We start from the raw sequence: 19,262 nt of genomic DNA, 5'->3' as shown, positions 1-19,262 counted from the left end.
ATAGGTGGAACGGGGCACAGAAGGGCTTGTTGAACATGGTCTTGGAGTTGCGCGGTTGACTGCAAAGGCATAGGCCGCGACGTGAGCGCACGTCACAGCGCAGGAGTGTGTTGGCACTCCCAAAGGCCGCCTTTGTGAGAAGGCGTGCGAACCAAGGTGGTACCACGGCGTATACAGCGTCCGTCCTTGAGGCTTTGCTTCAAGGGCTTTTTTGTTGCTAAAATTCATTCATAAAAGGAGCTTTGATACTGTGGGTGAGCCGATCATTCAAATTCAGCATCTGTTCAAGACTTTTGGCTCCGGCGACAGCGCGGTTCACGCGCTGGATGATATCAATCTGGATATTCAGCAGGGCGAAATTTTCGGAATCATTGGCCTTTCCGGCGCAGGCAAGTCCACCCTGGTACGGTGCATGAACCTTTTGGAGTGCCCCACCTCCGGCACCGTGATTGTGGACGGTCAAAAATTTGTGTGGATGGAACCAGACGGAGCCGAGGGAAAACTCCGGTGCATCAGCGAGCGGGAGCTGCGGCTGGCCCGCCGAAAGATCACCATGATCTTTCAGAGCTTCAACCTGCTGATGCAGCGCACGTGCCTCAAAAATATCTGCTTCCCCATGGAGATTAGCGGCGTTCCTGCTGCGAAAGCCCGGCAGCGGGCCATGGAGCTATTGGAGCTGGTGGGACTGCTGGAAAAGGCAAACGCCTATCCAGCCCAGCTCTCCGGCGGGCAAAAACAGCGTATCGCCATTGCCCGTGCGCTGGCCACAGATCCCAAGGTGTTGCTGTGCGACGAGGCGACTTCCGCCTTAGACCCCACCACCACCGCTTCCATTCTGGACCTTTTGAAGGACCTCAACCAGAAGTTGGGCGTCACGGTGGTGGTCATCACCCACCAGATGAGCGTGATCGAGGAGATTTGCTCCCGGGTCGCCATTTTAGACGGCGGCGTGGTGGCGGAGCAGGGCAAAGTGGAGGATATTTTCTCCAATCCCCATACGGATGCTGCCCGACGTCTGGTCTATCCCGGTGGTGTGAGCCTAGAACAATATCCAACGGGAACCCGCGCGGTGCGAGTGGCTTTTAACGGCGGTACCGCATATCAGCCCTTGATTGCCTCCTTGGCAATCGACTGCGGCATCAAAGTCAACATTCTGGGTGCCGACACCCGGGAAATTGACGGCAAGGCTTTCGGCACCATGCTGCTGGGGCTGCCCGACGACCCCAACGACGCCGCCAAAGCCCTCTCCTATATCCGTTCCCAGCCCAACGTTTCCGCAGAGGAGGTAGAGTATCATGGGTGAGACCATCACGGCTTTCTGGGCCGAATACGGCAATGTTTTAATGGAAGGCATTGGAGACACCCTGCTGATGACCGGTATCTCCACGGTATTTGCCTATCTTTTCGGCCTGCCCCTGGGGGTGGCACTGATTCTGACGCAGCCCCATGGCATCCGGCCGCATCGGGGACTCTACCGGGTGCTGGATTGGATCGTCAATGTAGGACGTTCTCTCCCCTTTATCATTTTGCTGGTGGCAATTCTGCCCTTCACCCGTATGGTGGCGGGAACCGCTGTGGGCGTGAAAGGCGCCATTGTACCTCTGGTCGTATCTGCGGCCCCCTTCATCGCCCGCATGGTGGAGACCTCCCTGAGCGAGGTGGACGCCGGTGTGATCGAGGCTGCCCAGTCTATGGGCGCCTCCACGTTCCAAATCGTCCGGAAAGTCTACCTGCCGGAAGCCATGCCCTCCCTGGTGCTGGGCGGCGCCATTTCTATTGTTTCCATCTTAGCCTACACCGCCATTGCCGGCACTGTGGGCGCCGGCGGTTTGGGCGACATTGCCATCCGCTATGGCCATCAGCGGGGCATCACCTCTGTGATGTGGGTGACGGTGGTCTTTCTGATTATCTTTGTCCAAATCATCCAGGTGGTTTTCAACAACTTTGCCAAGCGCATTGACAAGCGGTTGAACCAGACGCACAAGAGCTTTGCTCCTCATGAGATGCTCTTCCGCTTTACCCACATTAAGTAAATTCTTACCGTTTTCATCGCCTGTCTCTTTGGAATTCCGGCAAGCGTTTGAAATAACCATTCAAAAACCATATTGGAGGAAAAGAATCATGAACAAAAAATTACTGGCCCTGCTGCTGGCTCTGTCCTTGTCCCTTTCTCTTACAGCCTGCGGCGGCGATGGCGGCGCGAACACCACCGATGATGATACCAGCAGCGACGCAGACGCCGCGGAGACTGTTACGCTGACTGTGGCCGCTTCTCCCACTCCCCACGCTGAGATTCTCAAGCAGTGCGTTCCCATTCTGAAGGAGCAGGGAATTGATCTGGTAGTCAACGAGTACAGCGACTATGTGATCCCCAACACCGCTGTGGAGGACGGCGACGAGGACGCCAACTACTTCCAGCACATCCCCTATCTGGATGATTTCAATGCCACCCGTGGCACGCACCTGGTGAATGTGGCCGCCGTCCACATTGAGCCTATGGGCGTTTATGCAGGCAAAACCGCCTCCCTGGAGGAGCTAGCTGACGGCGCCACGATTGCTGTCCCCAGTGACGCTACCAATGAGGGCCGCGCTTTGCTGTTGCTGGAAACGCAAGGCTTGATCAAGCTGGCTGACAGCACCAATCTCTCCTCTACACCCAACGACATTGTGGAGAATCCCAAGAATCTGGAATTTGTAGAGATGGAAGCTGCTCAGATCCCCAGCAGTCTGGCGGACGTGGACCTGGCGGTGATCAACTCCAACTATGCTCTGGGTGCTGGCCTGAACCCCACGGAGGATGCTCTGGTACTGGAGTCCGCTGACTCCCCCTATGTGAATGTTCTGGTGGTCAAGGAGGGCAACGAGGAAGCCCCCGCTGTTCTGGCCCTGATCGAGGCTCTGCACTCCGACACCATCCGCACCTACATTGAGGAGACCTACGGCGGCGCTGTCATCCCTGCGTTCTAAGCCGCTTTCAGATCACAGAAGACTCCCCCGGCGGATAGAATCCGTCGGGGGAGTCTTTTTCACATTTTCAACATACCGCCGAGATGGAGAATAGCCTCTAAAACACCTCCGCCAACCGCCAAAGCCTTGTCGCTGGCGGTGAAGCAGTGCTCCAGGCGGCACCGGGGATCAATATCTCCCGCCTTCATCCCCGCATACACTGGCGTCCCCTCTGGAAGAATCCCCCTCAGAATACCGTCCAGGGTGCAGAGCATGGGCACTCCCGCCACTGTGGCAGCCGTGTCTCCCTGCCGGACTTGTGCGCCGATTTCCAGCAAGGGATGGAAATATCCCGCCGCCGGAGCGCGGAGGACCCTCTCTCCAGCAAAACCGCCCACCAGTCCCGGAATACCTGTATTGGGTAGAGCGCTTCCATGATAAATGACCCGTCCAAGTGTGTGCCCCCGCATGGTCTCTATCACCGCATGGCAGTCCTGACCGGCGGTAAACCCCGGTCCCACTCCCACCACCACTGGGGCATCCGTGATGCAGGTGCCCAGGTTGCGCTTGGCCAAGATCGCATCTACAACCGCATCCGGTCGAAGTATGGGGATGCACCGGCCCTCTGGGTCTGCTAGTACCGGAATGATTCCCTCCGCCAGCAATTCCCGTGCGTGGGACGGCGTATCCGCCGGAGCCCCCGTCACACCCTCCACCTCTATTCCATCACCAGCCAGAATGGCCTGAGAAAAAGCCACTGTCCGGCGGATCGCCGTGGGCTGCGCCAAGTCCGTCATAATTACCTGGATATGACTCCGCCAAAGCCGCAGAGCGATACCCGTTGCGATATCCCCGGCGCCGCGAATCAACACGAGCATGTAAAATACGCCTCCTTCTGCAAGCTCCCTGCCAGCACAGGTCCTTCCAGCTGTGCCGCCAGTGCCAGGGCCGCTGCCCGTGTCTCCGCTGTCTCCACCTGATTGATATAAAGGGTCTGATACAGCCTCTCTGCCTTCAAAACTGCTGCCACAGTCTCCGGAGTAGCTGGCGTCCAGGGCTGGACACCGGCCAGCCGTGCATAGAGCTCGGGCCGATGAGCGGCCTCTGCAATAGGGAGCCCAAAGCCAGCTGCTCCCACTACGCAGATAATCCTCCCTGCCTCCGGCGGTATCACCGGCTCGTGAGGTGCATGGGCTTTTAACGGACGGCCAGCCGCTCCGTCAGCCTCTACGAGTATATAGTCAAACCATGCTGTAAGCATTTCCAGCGGTACAGATGGAGCTGTTAATTTCCCTGCGTCCGCTACAGGGCTTCCGGCGCACATAAGGCGGTGGCTCCGCCGCTGTTGGTCCAGTTCTGCCGCTGTCCGGGCGCAGGGCAGGCCGGGGAAGGGAAATATTTTGGTAGTGGTGCACAGCAGCACCCGGCCAGAGGCCGCCAGCTCCTCTCCCAGCGTCCGCAGCAACATGGTTTTCCCGCCGCTGCCGATCACTGCGGTGACACCGGTGAAAATTCTCAGTTGCGCTGCCAGCCGCATTCAACCACCTCCTTTTTTCAGCATAACACCGGAATCCAACCGCGTCAAGAAAAGAGGTGCGCCGCTTCGCCCTCAGGCTATGGAAAAAAACTGGTCCGGTGCGTAAAATCACAACCGTCAGCCTGCGTGGTTTTCTCCGCGCAAAGAAAGAGAACCTGCCGGGTGGCAGGTTCTCTTTTTACTCTCATCCGAGCATGCTCCACCAATTATCTCCTGTAGTTCCTCCAGTGTCAGGCGTCGTTGGTTCTCCTGGTTCTGTCGGCGTCGTGGTTCCGCCTTCCGGAGGTGTGGTTCCCTCATCCGGGGGCGGATTGGTGGGATCACTGGGGTCCTGAGGGCCAGTGTCAGGTTGGTCTGGGTCCGTCGTTGGATTGTCCGGGTCTATGATTTCCTGTCCCTCCGTGTGAACCGGACAGCCCGACGCCGCCAAAGTGCCGTCCGGCGTGTCGCCAGGCTGCAGGCCGACAGCCTTCTCCATGGTGGAAAGCAGATATGCGTTGTCCTCCGCCACCACGCCAGAGCCATAGTCCACCCTCTCGTGATCCAGGAACGCCGCCTGGGTGACAGACTCCGCCGGGCAGTTCTCCGTCGCAAGGCACTTGCCCTCTGTGCAGTAGTCTCGCATCACATGAAGTGTGCATTTCTCTTTGGGGGCGGTACCGCTGGCGATCTCCACAGAAACTGCCCTGGACCCCCGGACGTCAGCCCGGCAGGCATCCGTAGCCAGCAAACCGCTGTCCGCACAGAGCGTTACCGTGGTCAACCCACTGGAGGGTTTGTCAAAGTCCTTATTTGCCAAGCCCTCATGAAGCGGCTGCATGACCTTTTTCCAGAGCGTAATGGCTGGATTGCCGGAGTAGCTGATCTTGGCGTTAGACTCATAACCTGTCCAAACTGCCGCCACATAATACGGCGTATACCCCACAAAGTAACGGTCGTAGTTATCGCTGGTGGTACCGGTTTTACCTGCAATGGTCATGCCGCTGAACTTGGCCTGGGTACCAGTACCAGCTGCCACTGCATTTTTTAACATCTTGTTCATGAGATAGGCAGTGGTCTCTTTCATGGCCACGTGACTCTCGCCCTCATTTTCCAGGATGATATTGCCCTCGCCATCCTCGACCCGGAGGTACGTCCGCGGCTCATTATAGACGCCCTTATTGACAAAGCAAGAGTAGGCCGCAGCCATCTCGATGGTGCTCAATCCCCGGTGCAGGCCGCCCAGCCCCAGCGGGCTGCGGTCCATATCCTCCGGCTCCAGGTCCAAGCACAGCTTTTCTGTTGCAAAGGCAAACGCCTCCGCCACGCCGCCAGCCATCAAGGTCTGGACAGCAATGGTATTGATGGAGTTTTGAATGCCAGACGCCACAGAAGTGAAGCCCCGGTAGCGCTGTGGTGAGTTTTTAGGCCAATAATTCCCGTTCATGGTCTCCACCGGATAGTCATCAAAGGTGGTGCCTGGTGTCACCGCGCCGCTGTCAATCGCCGGGGCATAGGCAGTCAGCGGTTTCATAGAGGAGCCCACCTGGTGTTTGTCCGCAGCATAACTCCAGAGGAGATTACTCTCCTTCTCTCCCATCTGCCCTACAATCGCCACAATGTCACCGGTATATGGGTCCATCACTGTAATACCAGACTGGATGGGCTGCCCATTCCGGCTGGTAAGGTTATTCAGATTTCCCCGATCCGCATAGACAGACTCTGCCAGCTCCTGGATCTCCGGGTCCATGGTGGTGTAGATCTTGTAACCGCCGCTGTAGACCTTTTTCTCTGCCTCCTCCAAGGAGATGTGCATCTCCTCAGCCAGATCCGCTGTCACATCCCGGAACACTTGGTCTACAAACCAGTTGTTGATCTCAATCGCTCCATCGGTAGCCTCGGCCACAATGTTGTCCGCGGAGGTAGATCCATCCGTAAATTGGAGAACCTCATTTCCGGCCGCCTCAGCTTCCGCTTCTGTGAGATAGGTCTTCCAGCTGCCTGGATTATCAATATCCTCCAGCGTAGCGGGCCCCTCAACCTCCGCCATTTTACTCAGGATCAGTTCCTGCCTGCTCTTATTAAGCTCTCGGGGAGTCACGGTAGAACCATCCTCCCTTGTAATGGTGATATCATACATGGGGCCATACTTGGAGGGATTGTTGGTAATGGCAATCAGACTGGCGCACTCCGCCACGCTCAGTTCCGAGACGTCCTTGCCGAAATAGTACTGGGCCGCCGTCTGCACCCCGTAGCAGCCCTTGCCCAAGTAAATGTTGTTGAGGTACAGCTCCAGAATTTCCGACTTGGTGTAGTTTTTCTCAAACTCCAGCGCCCGGAAAATCTCTCGCACCTTGCGGTTGACATAGGGTTTGTCGTCATCCGTCAGATTCTTCAGCATCTGCTGGGTAAGAGTGGAGCCGCCGAACGTGCTGCGCATGCCCAGGAACATGTTGACCACCGCACCGCCGGTACGCCACCAGTCCACGCCATTATGCTGGAAAAAACGCTCATCCTCAATCGCCACGGCAGCTTGCCACAGTGCGTCCGGCATGTCTTCAATCTCTACTGGAATCCGATTCACCTCGCCATGGATGGTCTGGTACTCAACCCACTCCCCAGACTCCTGATCCTGGTAGTAGATAAAGGAGCTCTGATCCATGGTGTAATCCTCTGCGCGAATCTGCACAACGGGCATGACATTGCTCTGCACATACTTCATGAAAATAGCCGCGAAGATACCGGCAGTACAGATTCCCACCAGCAGAATCGTCAGCAAGATAAAGCCCACGCTCCAGGTCCCGCCCTTTCCAGTGCGGCGTTTTTGCCGAGGAGCGTGCGTCTCCGCCTGTCTTCTTCCGTGTTCCATAGGAGACACCTCCTTTTCAACTTCTTCCATCTCTCCCCGCCGGGCCTGTCCACCAGCGGGCCAAATCACCTAAAGTTCAAAGTATGCCAAAATACACCTCCTATTGTATCATCCCGTGTCAACATTGAAAATGTCGAATTTTCCCGAAAAAAAGTTCCCGCTTGGAATGGTTTTTGCGTTTTGGGGCAGGATAATTCCTGTAGAAAGGACTTACTTTTCGTCTTTTTGACACCTTTCCCTCTTGCAATTCCATCTGCTTTCGTGTAAAATAGCAACCACAAAGCGGTTCAGCCGCCGGAAAGGAGAACTCGCATGAGTGAGGATTTCGGCCCTACCTTTATCACTGTGACCGACGAAGACGGTCAGGAGATTGTCTTGGAGTTCATCGATGCGCTGGAGCACAATGGTCAGCTGTATCAGGCATTTTTCCCCGCTGAGACAGAGGACGACGAGGACAATCCGGACAATGGCCTGGTCATTTTAAAGGTCATTCATGAGGATGGTGAGGATCTGCTCTCCACCCTGGATTCTGATGAGGAACTGGATGCGGTATACGACCTCTTTATGGAAAACCTTTTCGACGACGAGGAGTGACGGGACGCCCTGCGAGGTGCGTGATAGGTTTTCATTTTAACCCACATTTCGTTATACGGGATGCCGGATCAGCTCGTGGTTCGCAGGCCTCCCGGCTGCTGTCTGCGGCTGGAAGTTGGAAGCGGTAAAGCGAGTTGGAGGCAACCCACCTGGCCAGTGAAGGTGCAGGTTATAACGGGACCTACACGGCCATCGCGGGGCTCCATATGCAGGGCAGATGTCTGCCCTGCTTTTTTCAGCTTCATTTCAGGAAAGTATTTTATGCTGTCACCATATTTTCCACTTGCACAATCCGCCGTTATTCGGTATAATGGTAAAGTGCGTAAATTGCGAACAAGCACCTGAGTATATTGAGAGGACTGAAACAACAAATGAGCGCATCAAGAGAAAAGCAAAACCGCCAGGAGCAGGCCAGCTCCGGCTGGATTGACCCCAAGACCGCCCGAGAGGCGCAGCAGCGCAAACAGGAAAAGCGCAGCAATACCCTGTATGGCATCATCGCCGTGGTATTTGTGCTGGTGGCCGCAGCAGCCATCCTTTACCGCTCCAATATCATCCCTAAGATGAGCACCGCCGCCACCATTGACGGTGAGAAATACTCTGCTGCGGAAGTCTCCTTTTATTATCAGAATGCCTATCGGAGCTTCTTGAGCAACACGTCCTATTTCAGCTACCTGGGAATGGACACCTCCACTTCCCTGAAGGATCAGACCATCAGCGAGGACACTGTAGAAACCATTACCGCTCTCGGTCTTGGCGAGGCGGAGGCCGGTCAGACCTGGTATGACTTCATTCTAAACCAGGCTCTGACGCAGATGGCTCAGATTCAGACTGCCCTGAACCAGGCGGAGGATGAGGGCTTTACCTACCCCGCCGGTGTCCAGGCGCAATATGATGACTCCATGTCTACCCTGGAGTCTGCAGCCCAGGCCAGCGGTGTCTCGGTAAACCAGTATCTTACCAATGTCTTCGGCAATAACCTGATCACTGAATCAGTTTACGGCGATCAGCTCATGCGTATGCTGCAGTTTGACGCCTATGCCAACGCGCATGCCGGCAGCCTCTCTTATGACGAGGCTAAGCTGGAGGAGACCTACGCCGCCAATCCTAACGACTATGACAAGGTCTCCTATGAGTCCGTCACCATCTCCGGCACTGCTCCCAGCACTACCGACGAGGAGGGTAACACCGTGGAGCCCACCGAGGAGGAGACGGCTGCCGCCAAGGAGGCCGCCAAGTCCAAGGCGGATGACATGCTGGCCTCCTTCCGCTCGGGCAGCGAGTTGGGTGCTCTGGCTGAGGCCCAGGACGCCACCTACAACGAAAATGACCGTGCCTCTTATTCTGCTGGCAGCGCCCTCTCAGAGTGGCTCTTTGACGATGCCCGCACCGCCGGGGACTCCGCTGTGGTGGAGAGCGGCTCCACCTATTACGTGGTGGTGTTCCACGACCGCTTCCGGGAAGAGTATGATTCCATCAATGTCCGCCATATTCTGGTTCAGCCCTCTACCGGTACGCTGAGTTCTGAGGATGAAGGCTATGACGAGGAACAGTCCCAGCTTAGCGCCGACGCCAAGCTGAAGGCTGAGGAACTGCTGGAGCAGTGGCGCTCTGGCGAGGCAACTGAGGAAAGCTTCGCTACTCTGGCCATGCAGGAATCTACGGATGGCTCTAAGTATGATGGCGGCCTGTACAGCCGAGTCTGCCAGGGCGATATGGTTGAGGCCTTCAACGACTGGTGCTTCGATCCTGCCCGTCAGAGCGGCGATACAGACATCGTGGAGACTGAATACGGCTATCATGTGATGTACTTTGTGGGCTATGATCTGCCCGCTTGGCAGGTGGCCGTCACCGACACCCTGAAGAACGAGGACTACGCGGCGTGGGAGGAAGGTCTTGCTGCCGAAAGCACGATCACTCGTGGTGATTTTGGTTTGAAGTTCGTGGGCTGATAACAAAACGGAGCCGGCCTTGCGTGCCGGCTCCGTTTTTCTTGTATAGAATGGGGGAATGTATCATAGACGCTCGTTTTCTGCGAAATGAGATGCTCTGGGGGCCGGAAGCCCAGGCGCGGCTGAAAGCGTCCCATGTGATTCTCTTCGGTCTTGGGGGCGTTGGCAGCTATGCCGCCGAGTGTCTGGCCCGCGCCGGAGTTGGAGCGCTGACCCTGGTGGATAGCGATGTGGTATCTCTCACCAATATCAACCGCCAGCTGGAAGCCCTCAGCTCCACGGTGGGACAGCCAAAGGCAGAGGCCGTGGCCGCTCGGGTTCGGGATATTCATCCAGATGCCGTAGTGCGCCCGATGCACGCTCTGTATGACGCTTCTCATCGGGGCCTCTTCTTTCCAGAGGGCTGCCGGTATGACTATATTGTGGACGCCATCGACCTGGTCAGCTGCAAGCTGGACCTGGCCGAAACCGCCCGGCGCCTAAAGATTCCCCTCATCATGGCCCTGGGGACAGGAAACAAGCTGGACCCCACACGCCTTCAGATCACGGACATCTCCAAAACCTATGGCTGTCCCCTAGCCCGGGTTATGCGCAAGGAACTGCGCAGTCGCGGAATCCACCACCAGCAAGTGGTCTTCAGCCCGGAGGAGCCCATCCCCACCGCACAGCTGGAGGCTCCGCCGCCAGGGCGGCGCAGCGTTCCCGCCAGCAATCCCTGGGTTCCTGCGGCGGCAGGGCTTCTTCTGGGCAGCGCTGTGGTCCGCGACCTCTTGGAAAAGGAGAGCGACACATGATACTGATTGGTACCCTTGTCAATACGCTGGCTGTTCTGGCCGGCTCCGCCACGGGGCTGCTGCTGGCCTGGCTGGCCGGACGTTTTTCCAGCGTGCTGCCCGCTGGCAGCATCAAGCTGGGGGAACGTCTGCAGACCATCATCATGCAGGGAGTAGCCCTGTGTGTACTGTTCCTTGGCATCAGCGGAAGTCTGAGCGGGCAGAATAGCCTCATCACCATTTTGGCCATGGTGCTCGGTGCCATCATCGGGGAACTTCTGGATCTAGACAAACGCATGATGGCTCTGGGGGATTGGGTGCAAAAGCACACGGCGCGTCTGTCTGCCGGCAGTAAAACCTCCATCTCCGAGGGCTTTGTCACTGCAAGTTTGCTCTTTTGTGTGGGGGCCATGGCCATTGTGGGGGCCCTTCAGGATGGGCTTACCGGAGACCATTCCACGTTGTTTGCCAAATCCCTGCTGGATGGCATCAGTTCCATTGTCTTCGCCGCTTCTCTGGGAGTCGGTGTGATGTTTTCCGCCATCGCAATCTTCCTCTACCAGGGAGTGATTGCCGTACTGGCCTCTTTTCTCTCACCTCTGCTGGGAGACGCGGTCATCGCGGAGATGACCTGTGTAGGTTCCTTGCTGATTGTGGCGCTGTCCCTGAACATGCTGAACCTGACGAAAATTAAGGTGATGAACCTGGTACCAGCAATTTTCTTACCCATCTTGCTGTGCCTGTGGATGTGAGTTACAGAGCGCTAGATAATGTCCTGTAGTCAGATTGTCCGTTTTGCTCTCTCAGAAAAGCAAGGCGGACAATTTTTCTTTTTATCCGGCCGGCCATCTTCACCACTTGTATAGAAACAAATGGCTCTTTTGTAAGTCTGCTGCTGAAAAAACTATAGTCCTTGACTCCCTCCCAATACTCCGTTCGTACTCCTGAGACACATTAACCGGAGGTTCTGTATCGCCACAGTGCGCATATTTCAAAAAGAACGTTGCCATATCCCCTGTCCAAGTTGATATAAGGTTTGTTATAGTTCTCAGAGGATTTGGCAGCTTCCAGTCCAAATAAGCCCCTCCTTCCAAAGATTAACTTGATTTTCTTTAAAGTTCTGCCTCCGGCACATGTTCGCTGATCTCATCCTGGCCTGGGGCCAGATAGTGAATCCTAATGAAATCGAAAGCCGTTCCAGTCAAGGCTAAAACCAATATCGCCGCCAGCACTGCCGGCCGGGAGAAACCGTGCGTTCTCCGCCGCTCCTACCGCGGAATCTCTTCAACGTCTGCCGCAAGGGCTTCGAGGCACCAATTTCTCCAAATACCGCTAGATAACGTCTTTTATAGTTCATTCCTCTAATTCCGCCTCACCCGTGCCAGCTTGGCCCGGACTGTGGAGACCATCAGGCGCAGTCGCTCTCCTACCTCCGCGAAGGAATAGCCCTCGTAATGGTAGCGGTAGAGCGGCACTCGGTATTTGGCTGGCAGATCCGCCTCCGAGAGGGCACACAGCCATAGCGGCCATCCGGCGCCGCCAAGGGCTGCGACACATGTTCAGCGTCATTTTCGTCAGTGAACGATGTCCCGGTTATTAAAAACGGGTTCCGCCTCTGCCACAGGCATGATGGTTTCAGCCGCGTCGGCTGGCTGTCGGAACCAGTTCAGGACAATCCGACACTTTATTCAGGCGCTGCTCCGCTGCGGCGCTGAAATTTCTCTCCGTCATACTCTCTCTTGGAAAAGCTTTTCACTGATAAGACGGTGAAATCGAAAAGATATCCTATGCGCCGCAATTTTTTGCTGTCCGTATCTGTGCTGTGGTCGGTTACCGCCGCTCTATCACGGAAATCGAAATCCTTCTACGCCACTCTTCTCCAGGGGCCTCTTCTCAAGTTCTCAGCGAGTTCTGCTCAAACAAAAAGATTCCCTGTCCAATGGACAGGGAATCTTTTTGGGCATATGGATATTACTTCAGCTCCACCTTGCCGCCGGCCTCTTCGACCTGCTTCTTCAGAGCCTCGGCATCGTCCTTGGAAATACCCTCCTTCAGCGTGGAAGGAGCACCCTCAACGGTAGCCTTTGCTTCGGCCAGACCCTGGCCGGTGATCTCACGGACAGCCTTAATGACCTTGATCTTGGCAGCGGCGTCAAAGCCGGTCAGAACCACGTCAAACTCGGTCTTCTCCTCAGCAGCGGGAGCGGCGGCACCTGCGGCGGGAGCGGCCATGGCGGCGGCAGAAACACCGAACTCCTCCTCCAGGGCGTGTACCAGCTCACTGAGCTCCAGAACGGTCAGAGCCTTGATCTCTTCGATCATAGCGGTAACTTTCTCAGACATTGTATTTGCCTCCTATTTGTAAATTTTAAGTCAATGGTGTGGGGCCGCTTACTCGGCGGCGGGAGTCGGAGCTGCCTCCTCGGCGGGAGCCTCTTCGGCAGGCGCGCCATTCTTCTCGGCGATCTGCTTGAGGACCACGGCAAGTCCTGTGATAGGAGCCAGCATAGTGCCCAGGACCTGCGCCTGCAGGACGGGCAGCGCGGGGATGGACGCCAGGGAGTTGATGGTGGCCAGGTCCACGGGCTTACCGTCCATGAAGCCGCCTTTGATCTCAAACTTGTCGTTGAGCTTCTTGGCATAGTTGGCCATGACCCGGGCGGGAGCCACAGGATCGGAGCACAGCGCCAGAGACGTTGTACCGTTGAGCAGGCCGTCCAGCTCGCTCAGGCCGGCGTTGTTGAAGGCAAAGCGCAGCAGGGTATTTTTGACAACGGCGTAATCCACGTCGTTCTCACGGCACTCACGGCGCAGCGCAGTGTCCTCCTCCACGGTAATGCCCTTGTAGTCGACGAGGACGCCGGCGGTGGCATTCTGGATCTTCTCGGTCAGCTGGGCCACGATGGCCTGCTTTTCAGATAAGACCTTTGCGTTAGGCATGTTTGGTTTCACCTCCATAGGATTTGTAGGTGCGTTCAAAAAGGAACCGTCCTTATGTCCGCAAAGACACAAGGACGGATAGCAAATCGACTTTGCCGCCCTCGGCAGGATTTATGAGAGAGTTCTCACCTGCTGTCTTTGGAACGCATCTGATATTATATTCAAGGAAAGACGCCATGTCAACCCTCAAATACTATTTTCTCCCGAAAATTTCCCAAATCCGGAAACAGGGAAACCTCCGGTTTCCCCCTAATTCTTTCGTCTCCGGTGAAAAATTCTTCAATCATTTTCGCCGCGGCGTGTACGTGGCAAAAATTCTCCGACCCACGCGCCGGGGCACGCACACCAATGACCGACGTCACTGGTGGTGGGGGAGCCTGCTCCCCCTTGAGACCATTACACCAGCTTGGACGTATTGAACTTCACACCGGGGCCCATGGTGGAAGCAGCGACGCAGCTGCGGATATACTGGCCCTTGGCAGCGGCGGGCTTGGCCTTGACGATGGCGCCGATGAGAGCATTGTAGTTCTCCGTCAGCTTCTCCGCGCCGAAGGACACCTTGCCAATGGGGCAGTGGATGATGTTGGTCTTGTCCAGGCGGTACTCGATCTTACCGGCCTTAACCTCCTGCACGGCCTTGGCAACGTCGGGGGTGACGGTGCCGGCCTTGGGAGAGGGCATCAAGCCCTTGGGGCCCAATACCTTACCGAGACGGCCCACCAAACCCATCATGTCTGGGCTGGCAACCACCACGTCAAAGTCAAACCAGTTTTCCTTCTGAATCTTCTCCACCAGGTCCATCTCGCCCACATAGTCGGCACCAGCCTCGCGGGCAGCGTCAGCCTTGTCGCCCTTGGCGAACACCAGCACGCGCACACTCTTACCGGTGCCGTGGGGCAGCACGATGGCACCACGCACCTGCTGGTCAGCATGACGGGAGTCCACGCCCAGCTTCACATGAAGCTCAACGGTCTCGTCAAACTTGGCACTGGCGGTTTTGCAAATGAGAGCCAAGCCTTCCGCAGGATCATACTGCATGTTCTTATCAATCTGCTTGGCGCTTTCCTGATATTTCTTGCCTCTAAACAATGTTACTTCCTCCTCATAGTGGTTCTTCGGAATGTATCCTCCCACTGTATCAAGCGGTCAGAAAGACCGCGCTGGCTGTCAGTCGCCTACGACCACGCCCATGGAACGGGCAGTGCCGGCGATCATGCTCATAGCGGATTCCAGGCTGGCGGCGTTCAGGTCCTTCATCTTGATCTCAGCAATCTTTTGAATGGAGGCCTTGGAGATGGTTGCCACCTTAGTCTTGTTGGGGACACCGGAGCCGGACTCAATGTTGCACTCCTTCTTAATCAGGACGGCCGCGGGGGGCGTCTTGGTGATGAAGGTGAAGGAGCGGTCAGCATACACCGTAATGACCACGGGGATGATCATACCCACGTCGTTCTTGGTGCGCTCATTAAATTCCTTGGTAAAGGCGGCAATGTTGACACCATGCTGGCCCAGGGCCGGACCGACAGGGGGCGCCGGGGTTGCCTTGCCTGCGGGAATCTGCAATTTTACATAACCAGTAATTTTCTGTGCCACTTCAGTAGCACCTCCTAAATCAAAATGTGGTGGCGGGCGTTCGTCCGTCCTTGGCGGAACCGGCTGGTTCCTCCCACTTGTGCCGGAATCCTCCGGCTTGGTTTCACGTTAGTTCAGGACCTCTACTTGGTCCAACTCCAGGTCCACGGGCGTCTCTCTTCCGAACATGGATACCATGACGCTGACCCGGTTTTTCTCCGGCTCAATCTCCTCCACAACGCCAGTGAAGCTAGCCAGCGGGCCATCCACAATCTTGACGTGGTCGCCTACCTGATACTGCACCACAATCTCATGCTTCTCCATGCCCATGGCCAGCACCTCTTCCTCTGTCAGAGGAATCGGCTTGTTGGCGCTGCCCACAAAGCCTGTGACGCCGCGGACGTTCCGCACCAGATGCCAGGTCTCGTCGGTCATGACCATTTTGACCAGTACATAACCCGGGAAAACCTTGCGCTCCACCTGCTTGGTGGCACCGGAGTCTGTTACCTCTGTCACGGTCTCCATAGGGATTTCCATTCGCAGAATCATATCCTCCATACCGCGGCCGGTAACAAACTTTTCAATGCTGGTTTTTACGGCGTTTTCATAGCCGGAGTAGGTATGAATCACATACCACTTTGCGTCGTCTGACATATCAATACCCCTTAGGCGTTGAATACGTTCAGGATCATCTCAACGGCGGAAGACGCCACAAAGTCGAAGACCCAGATGCACACGCCGATCAACAGGGAGCACAGCAACACAGTGCCAGTATTCTTCAGCACGGTCTGCCGGGTCGGCCATACGACCTTTTTCATTTCGCTTTTCATCTCGCGGAACCAGAGACCGCGGTCTCTCTTCTTCTCTTCTGCCATGTTCGTTACACGCCCTTTCTTAAATTCGTCGCCATTACTTGGTTTCGCTGTGGAGCGTGTGCTTTCTGCAGAAGGGGCAATACTTGTTAAGTTCCAGCTTGTCCGGAGTGTTCTTCTTGTTCTTCATCGTATTGTAGTTTCTCTGCTTGCACTCGTTGCATCTCAGTGTGACTTTCACGCGCATTTAACGGCACCTCCTTATTATTGGTATCATGTCCGGCTGACGCCGGGTGAATACCGATTGCCTCCCTGCCTTTTTGAAAGAATTCCCCATCGGACCTGGAAAGCGAAAAACAGGCGCGACAAGAAAACCCTTTTTCACAGGTAAGAAAGATTATACTACAAGTCAAATCTGCCGTCAATCATTTTCTTCCATTTTTTTAGAATTGTCCTCTGCGCTGCTGGGAACTTCCGCCCCCTTGCGCCCACGTCCCCGATATGGTATGATATTCTCCCAGGAAGGAGGCCCCCTATGAGATGGTATCTGCTTTTGCTTCTCCTGGTTCTCACCGGCTGCGGCGTCTCCGAGCCAATGGAAGATGCGTCTATCCTCCCTGTCCAGGCAGTCCCAGAGTCCGAACCCGCACCGATGCCGGAGCCCGAGGCGGCAGACTTCGTACGGGTGCAGGAATACCTGCCGGACATCCTGGTGGATTTGAAATACGCAGGGGCGGAAAATTTTACTGGACAGGCTGTCTATGACTTTACGGATGCCTATCTCCGCTATGGCACGGTACAAAAGCTCTCCTCTGCATTGGACATTCTCATGGGCCAGGGCTATACCCTGCTGATCTGGGACGCTTTTCGTCCCACACAGGCCCAGTTCCGCCTGTGGGAGATCTGTCCGGACCCGGTGTATGTTGCAAACCCGGAGACAGGTTCTTCCTCCCACAGCCGGGGAAACACAGTGGACCTGACTCTGGCGGCTCTGGATGGGGAGCCTGTGGAGATGCCTACGGACTTTGACGATTTCTCCCCCCTGGCGGACCGGGATTACAGCGATGTGCCGGCCTCCGCCGCCGCGAACGCCCAGCTGCTGGAGGACGTGCTGACAGCATGCGGTTTCCAGCCCTATACCGGCGAGTGGTGGCACTTTTCCGATCTAGATAATTATCCTGTGGAGGAAAGCTGGTCCCCTCCCAAGTGAAAGCGAGGATTTTGATGCGTATTATGGCCATTGATTACGGTGACGCCCACACTGGCATCGCCATCTCAGACCCCACTGGCTTCATGGCCGGCTTCACCACCACCATCGACGCCTACCGTCCGGAGGCTGTGGCGGAGCGCGTGGCCGCGCTGGCTCAGGAGCATGGCGTGGAGGAACTGGTGCTGGGCCACCCCATCAACATGGATGGCACTCGGGGGCCCCGTTCCGAAAAGGCCCAGGCCATGAAGGTCCTGCTGGAGGAGACCTCCTCCCTGCCGGTCATCCTCTGGGACGAGCGACGCACCACCATTGACGCCCACCAGATTCTTCTGAACAACGGCAAAAACGCCAAGAAGCGGAAGAAGGTTGTGGACGCCGTGGCGGCATCCCTGATTTTGGAGGGCTATCTCACCTATAAAAAAAGCCATCCTGCCGGGTAATCTCCCGCCAGCGGCCTTAATGGAAATAGACTCAGGCGCCCGGTTTACCGGGCGCCTTTCCTTACGACTTCAGTCGGAGCAGCTTGCTGATCAGCTCTTCCCGCTGATCGCTGAATGCTCTTACCAAGTGGCCACCCGCCGCCACAAAGAAAATCAGGGCCAGTCTCCCCGGCGTGGGGAAGCCCAGCAGGGAAAATAGCGGCCAACTCAGCGCCGTCACCATCCCCAGCGCCAACAGCAGGATGCACCCGCCCCGGAGGAGGAGTCCCACTGTGGAAACTGATTGGAAATAGGCCTCCCACTGCTCCCCATCCAGGTGGCCTACCCGATGGGCAATCCAGAACATGGCCAGTAGCACCCCCACAAACAAAAGTCCCGCCAGAGCCCGCAGCATATAGTAAAGTACACCGAAAGCCACCAGCCGTCCCATGGTCAGCGCCGCCTCCCCCTTGATCAGAAAGACGCTGCACAGCCCCAGGGCCACCGCGCCCGCAGCCAGCCCCAATAGCAGGTATGCTCTCTCCCTGTCACAGCGGAACTGGTGAAAGCACTGGGCCGCGGCGTTTACAAAGGTCAGGGACAGCAAAGCCGTCCAAACCGGCTCTCCCCGCAGCAGGCAGATTGCGGCCAGCAGCTGAGACACCCGCAGCACCGCATTTCCAGCCCGGCTCTGTGCAGCGGTCAGAAGCTCCCGGTCCCGCTCATCCCGGAGCAGATGCAGCTGCCGGATTTGATTGCGGTCATGAGCTCGATCCATCTCATTTCCTCCTTGTCTTAGCGGCATGCTCACAGATGCCTTTCGTAATAGGCGTTTGTACATAGCAAGATGACAAATGCCGCCAAAATCACGCAGAACAATGTCACAGCCGCTGCCAGCAACGCCACGCTGCGGAAAACGGCATAGAGCAGCAGCACGACGACAGACACCATCCAGCAGCCGTTGGTCAGCACCAGATAGGCGGACCAGGCGCTTTTCTCGCTGATCTGCCGGTCCCGTTCATCTCCCCGGGGCATCCGGGATTCCCGGGACATGGCCCAGACCAAATCCACACCCCCTAAAAACAGCAGCAACGCCAGGCTTACCAGGAGTTTGACCTGAAATCCCTCCGCCGCCAGCAGGGCACCACAGCCCACCGCCAGCAGCAGGCAGAGAATGCCGCCGGCAAAACTGCGCTTATGATAAATCTTCATAGAATCTCCTCTCAAGATTTCTGCTCATAGTAGAGTTCACTCACCAGCCGGGCGGCTCCGGCTGCGATCCACAGCACCATACATGGCAGACCCATCTGAATATAAATCTCATCTTTTGCCATCGTATAGCCTAGGATGCATCCAATCATCCACGCTGCGTTCATCCAGAACATCACCCGGTAGCTCGTGGCCTTACTGCGCAGCTCAATCCAGTGGTTGCGCTCGTCCCGGTCCTCGTCCCGGTCCTCTCTGGCCTTTTCCCGGTCCAAACTCCTCAAAATCCAGCTAAGTCCTGTGAGGATCAGCAGTACACAGAGAATCCCATCCTTCCAGTCAAACCGCTCCCAGCCCCGCAGTAAGCAGGTCACTGGATTGGCAAGCCCCAGAAGCAGGCTGAAAAGGCCGCTGTAAAACCGTTTTTTATAGTAAATCTTCATCAAAAACTCC

General features: G+C 56.3%; 23 protein-coding genes, 1 other RNA gene and 1 other annotated feature. Of the genes, 10 read left to right on the top strand and 14 right to left on the bottom strand.

Translation table 11 applies throughout. The features are described from left to right. Positions 1-262 precede the first annotated feature (262 nt). The 3 genes from KJS55_RS12175 to KJS55_RS12165 all read left to right on the top strand — a co-directional run bounded on the left by KJS55_RS12175 (position 263) and on the right by KJS55_RS12165 (position 2,967). Positions 263-1,303 carry a methionine ABC transporter ATP-binding protein gene (locus KJS55_RS12175; protein WP_187030817.1) on the top strand — a complete coding sequence of 347 codons (1,041 nt, stop codon included), beginning with the start codon at positions 263-265 and terminating at the stop codon, positions 1,301-1,303. Further along, positions 1,296-2,033, top strand: a complete 738-nt coding sequence (locus KJS55_RS12170) for a methionine ABC transporter permease (protein ID WP_213543396.1) — start codon at positions 1,296-1,298, stop codon at positions 2,031-2,033. The genes KJS55_RS12175 and KJS55_RS12170 overlap by 8 nt, the downstream gene beginning before the upstream one ends. Before the next feature lie 88 nt (positions 2,034-2,121). Then, positions 2,122-2,967, top strand: a complete 846-nt coding sequence (locus KJS55_RS12165; protein ID WP_187030411.1) for a MetQ/NlpA family ABC transporter substrate-binding protein — start codon at positions 2,122-2,124, stop codon at positions 2,965-2,967. Positions 2,968-3,026: 59 nt separating this feature from the next. Here the strand turns inward: KJS55_RS12165 and yqeB are convergent, their stop codons facing one another. From yqeB to KJS55_RS12150, 3 genes are all read right to left on the bottom strand, one after another. After that, positions 3,027-3,824 (bottom strand): selenium-dependent molybdenum cofactor biosynthesis protein YqeB, encoded by a 798-nt coding sequence (gene yqeB, locus KJS55_RS12160; protein WP_213543395.1) that lies wholly within the window; start codon positions 3,822-3,824, stop codon positions 3,027-3,029. Next, positions 3,812-4,483 carry a selenium cofactor biosynthesis protein YqeC gene (yqeC, locus tag KJS55_RS12155; RefSeq protein WP_213543394.1) on the bottom strand — a complete coding sequence of 224 codons (672 nt, stop codon included), beginning with the start codon at positions 4,481-4,483 and terminating at the stop codon, positions 3,812-3,814. The genes yqeB and yqeC overlap by 13 nt, the downstream gene beginning before the upstream one ends. A gap of 184 nt (positions 4,484-4,667) precedes the next feature. Next, positions 4,668-7,331, bottom strand: a complete 2,664-nt coding sequence (locus tag KJS55_RS12150) for a transglycosylase domain-containing protein (RefSeq protein ID WP_213543393.1) — start codon at positions 7,329-7,331, stop codon at positions 4,668-4,670. Positions 7,332-7,643: 312 nt separating this feature from the next. Between KJS55_RS12150 and KJS55_RS12145 the strand changes: the two genes are divergently transcribed. From KJS55_RS12145 to KJS55_RS12125, 5 genes are all read left to right on the top strand, one after another. Further along, entirely contained in the window at positions 7,644-7,925 is a 282-nt protein-coding gene (locus KJS55_RS12145; protein WP_187030404.1) for a DUF1292 domain-containing protein, read from the top strand. Positions 7,926-7,928: 3 nt separating this feature from the next. Beyond that, positions 7,929-8,130: non-coding RNA, 6S RNA (gene ssrS / locus KJS55_RS12140), on the top strand. Positions 8,131-8,296: 166 nt separating this feature from the next. Continuing rightward, complete coding sequence (locus KJS55_RS12135) at positions 8,297-9,877, top strand: peptidylprolyl isomerase (protein WP_213543392.1); 1,581 nt, start codon at positions 8,297-8,299, stop codon at positions 9,875-9,877. A 65-nt stretch (positions 9,878-9,942) separates the two neighbouring features. Beyond that, entirely contained in the window at positions 9,943-10,671 is a 729-nt protein-coding gene (locus KJS55_RS12130; protein ID WP_213543687.1) for a tRNA threonylcarbamoyladenosine dehydratase, read from the top strand. A 2-nt stretch (positions 10,672-10,673) separates the two neighbouring features. After that, on the top strand, positions 10,674-11,402 hold the full coding sequence (locus tag KJS55_RS12125; RefSeq protein ID WP_213543686.1) for a DUF554 domain-containing protein: 729 nt from the start codon (positions 10,674-10,676) through the stop codon (positions 11,400-11,402). A gap of 609 nt (positions 11,403-12,011) precedes the next feature. Here KJS55_RS12125 and KJS55_RS17725 read toward each other — a convergent pair. The 8 genes from KJS55_RS17725 to rpmG form a co-directional block, all read right to left on the bottom strand. Next, positions 12,012-12,125 (bottom strand): hypothetical protein, encoded by a 114-nt coding sequence (locus tag KJS55_RS17725; protein WP_213543391.1) that lies wholly within the window; start codon positions 12,123-12,125, stop codon positions 12,012-12,014. A 496-nt stretch (positions 12,126-12,621) separates the two neighbouring features. Then, on the bottom strand, positions 12,622-12,993 hold the full coding sequence (rplL, locus tag KJS55_RS12115) for a 50S ribosomal protein L7/L12 (RefSeq protein ID WP_213543390.1): 372 nt from the start codon (positions 12,991-12,993) through the stop codon (positions 12,622-12,624). Between the two features lie 48 nt (positions 12,994-13,041). Beyond that, a complete protein-coding gene (rplJ, locus tag KJS55_RS12110) occupies positions 13,042-13,590 on the bottom strand; it encodes a 50S ribosomal protein L10 (protein ID WP_187030396.1) in 549 nt (182 codons plus the stop codon). Positions 13,591-13,621: 31 nt separating this feature from the next. Beyond that, positions 13,622-13,750, bottom strand: a sequence feature (ribosomal protein L10 leader region). 236 nt (positions 13,751-13,986) lie between these two features. After that, positions 13,987-14,679, bottom strand: a complete 693-nt coding sequence (gene rplA / locus KJS55_RS12105) for a 50S ribosomal protein L1 (protein ID WP_187030394.1) — start codon at positions 14,677-14,679, stop codon at positions 13,987-13,989. A 78-nt stretch (positions 14,680-14,757) separates the two neighbouring features. Continuing rightward, positions 14,758-15,183 (bottom strand): 50S ribosomal protein L11, encoded by a 426-nt coding sequence (rplK, locus tag KJS55_RS12100; protein ID WP_187030392.1) that lies wholly within the window; start codon positions 15,181-15,183, stop codon positions 14,758-14,760. 108 nt (positions 15,184-15,291) lie between these two features. Further along, positions 15,292-15,816: a transcription termination/antitermination protein NusG gene (nusG, locus tag KJS55_RS12095; RefSeq protein WP_187030390.1), complete on the bottom strand. Its 525-nt coding sequence runs from the start codon at positions 15,814-15,816 to the stop codon at positions 15,292-15,294. An 11-nt stretch (positions 15,817-15,827) separates the two neighbouring features. Beyond that, entirely contained in the window at positions 15,828-16,037 is a 210-nt protein-coding gene (gene secE / locus KJS55_RS12090) for a preprotein translocase subunit SecE (protein WP_187030388.1), read from the bottom strand. A 34-nt stretch (positions 16,038-16,071) separates the two neighbouring features. Beyond that, entirely contained in the window at positions 16,072-16,221 is a 150-nt protein-coding gene (gene rpmG, locus KJS55_RS12085; protein WP_022289376.1) for a 50S ribosomal protein L33, read from the bottom strand. A gap of 288 nt (positions 16,222-16,509) precedes the next feature. Between rpmG and KJS55_RS12080 the strand changes: the two genes are divergently transcribed. Next, a complete protein-coding gene (locus KJS55_RS12080) occupies positions 16,510-17,184 on the top strand; it encodes a M15 family metallopeptidase (protein WP_213543389.1) in 675 nt (224 codons plus the stop codon). Positions 17,185-17,198: 14 nt separating this feature from the next. After that, on the top strand, positions 17,199-17,624 hold the full coding sequence (ruvX, locus tag KJS55_RS12075; RefSeq protein ID WP_187030384.1) for a Holliday junction resolvase RuvX: 426 nt from the start codon (positions 17,199-17,201) through the stop codon (positions 17,622-17,624). Positions 17,625-17,685: 61 nt separating this feature from the next. Here the strand turns inward: ruvX and KJS55_RS12070 are convergent, their stop codons facing one another. From KJS55_RS12070 to KJS55_RS12060, 3 genes are read right to left on the bottom strand one after another with little or no spacing between them, the layout of a single operon-like run. Further along, positions 17,686-18,381, bottom strand: coding sequence for a DUF6442 family protein (locus KJS55_RS12070; RefSeq protein ID WP_213543388.1), 696 nt, complete (start codon positions 18,379-18,381; stop codon positions 17,686-17,688). A gap of 29 nt (positions 18,382-18,410) precedes the next feature. Beyond that, positions 18,411-18,815, bottom strand: coding sequence for a DUF2178 domain-containing protein (locus KJS55_RS12065; RefSeq protein WP_187030380.1), 405 nt, complete (start codon positions 18,813-18,815; stop codon positions 18,411-18,413). Positions 18,816-18,826: 11 nt separating this feature from the next. Continuing rightward, positions 18,827-19,252: a hypothetical protein gene (locus tag KJS55_RS12060; protein ID WP_213543387.1), complete on the bottom strand. Its 426-nt coding sequence runs from the start codon at positions 19,250-19,252 to the stop codon at positions 18,827-18,829. Positions 19,253-19,262 lie beyond the last annotated feature (10 nt).

The organism is Pusillibacter faecalis (assembly GCF_018408705.1).
Classification (GTDB): domain Bacteria; phylum Bacillota; class Clostridia; order Oscillospirales; family Oscillospiraceae; genus Oscillibacter; species Oscillibacter faecalis.
This window is presented reverse-complemented; position numbering and strand designations above follow the sequence as displayed.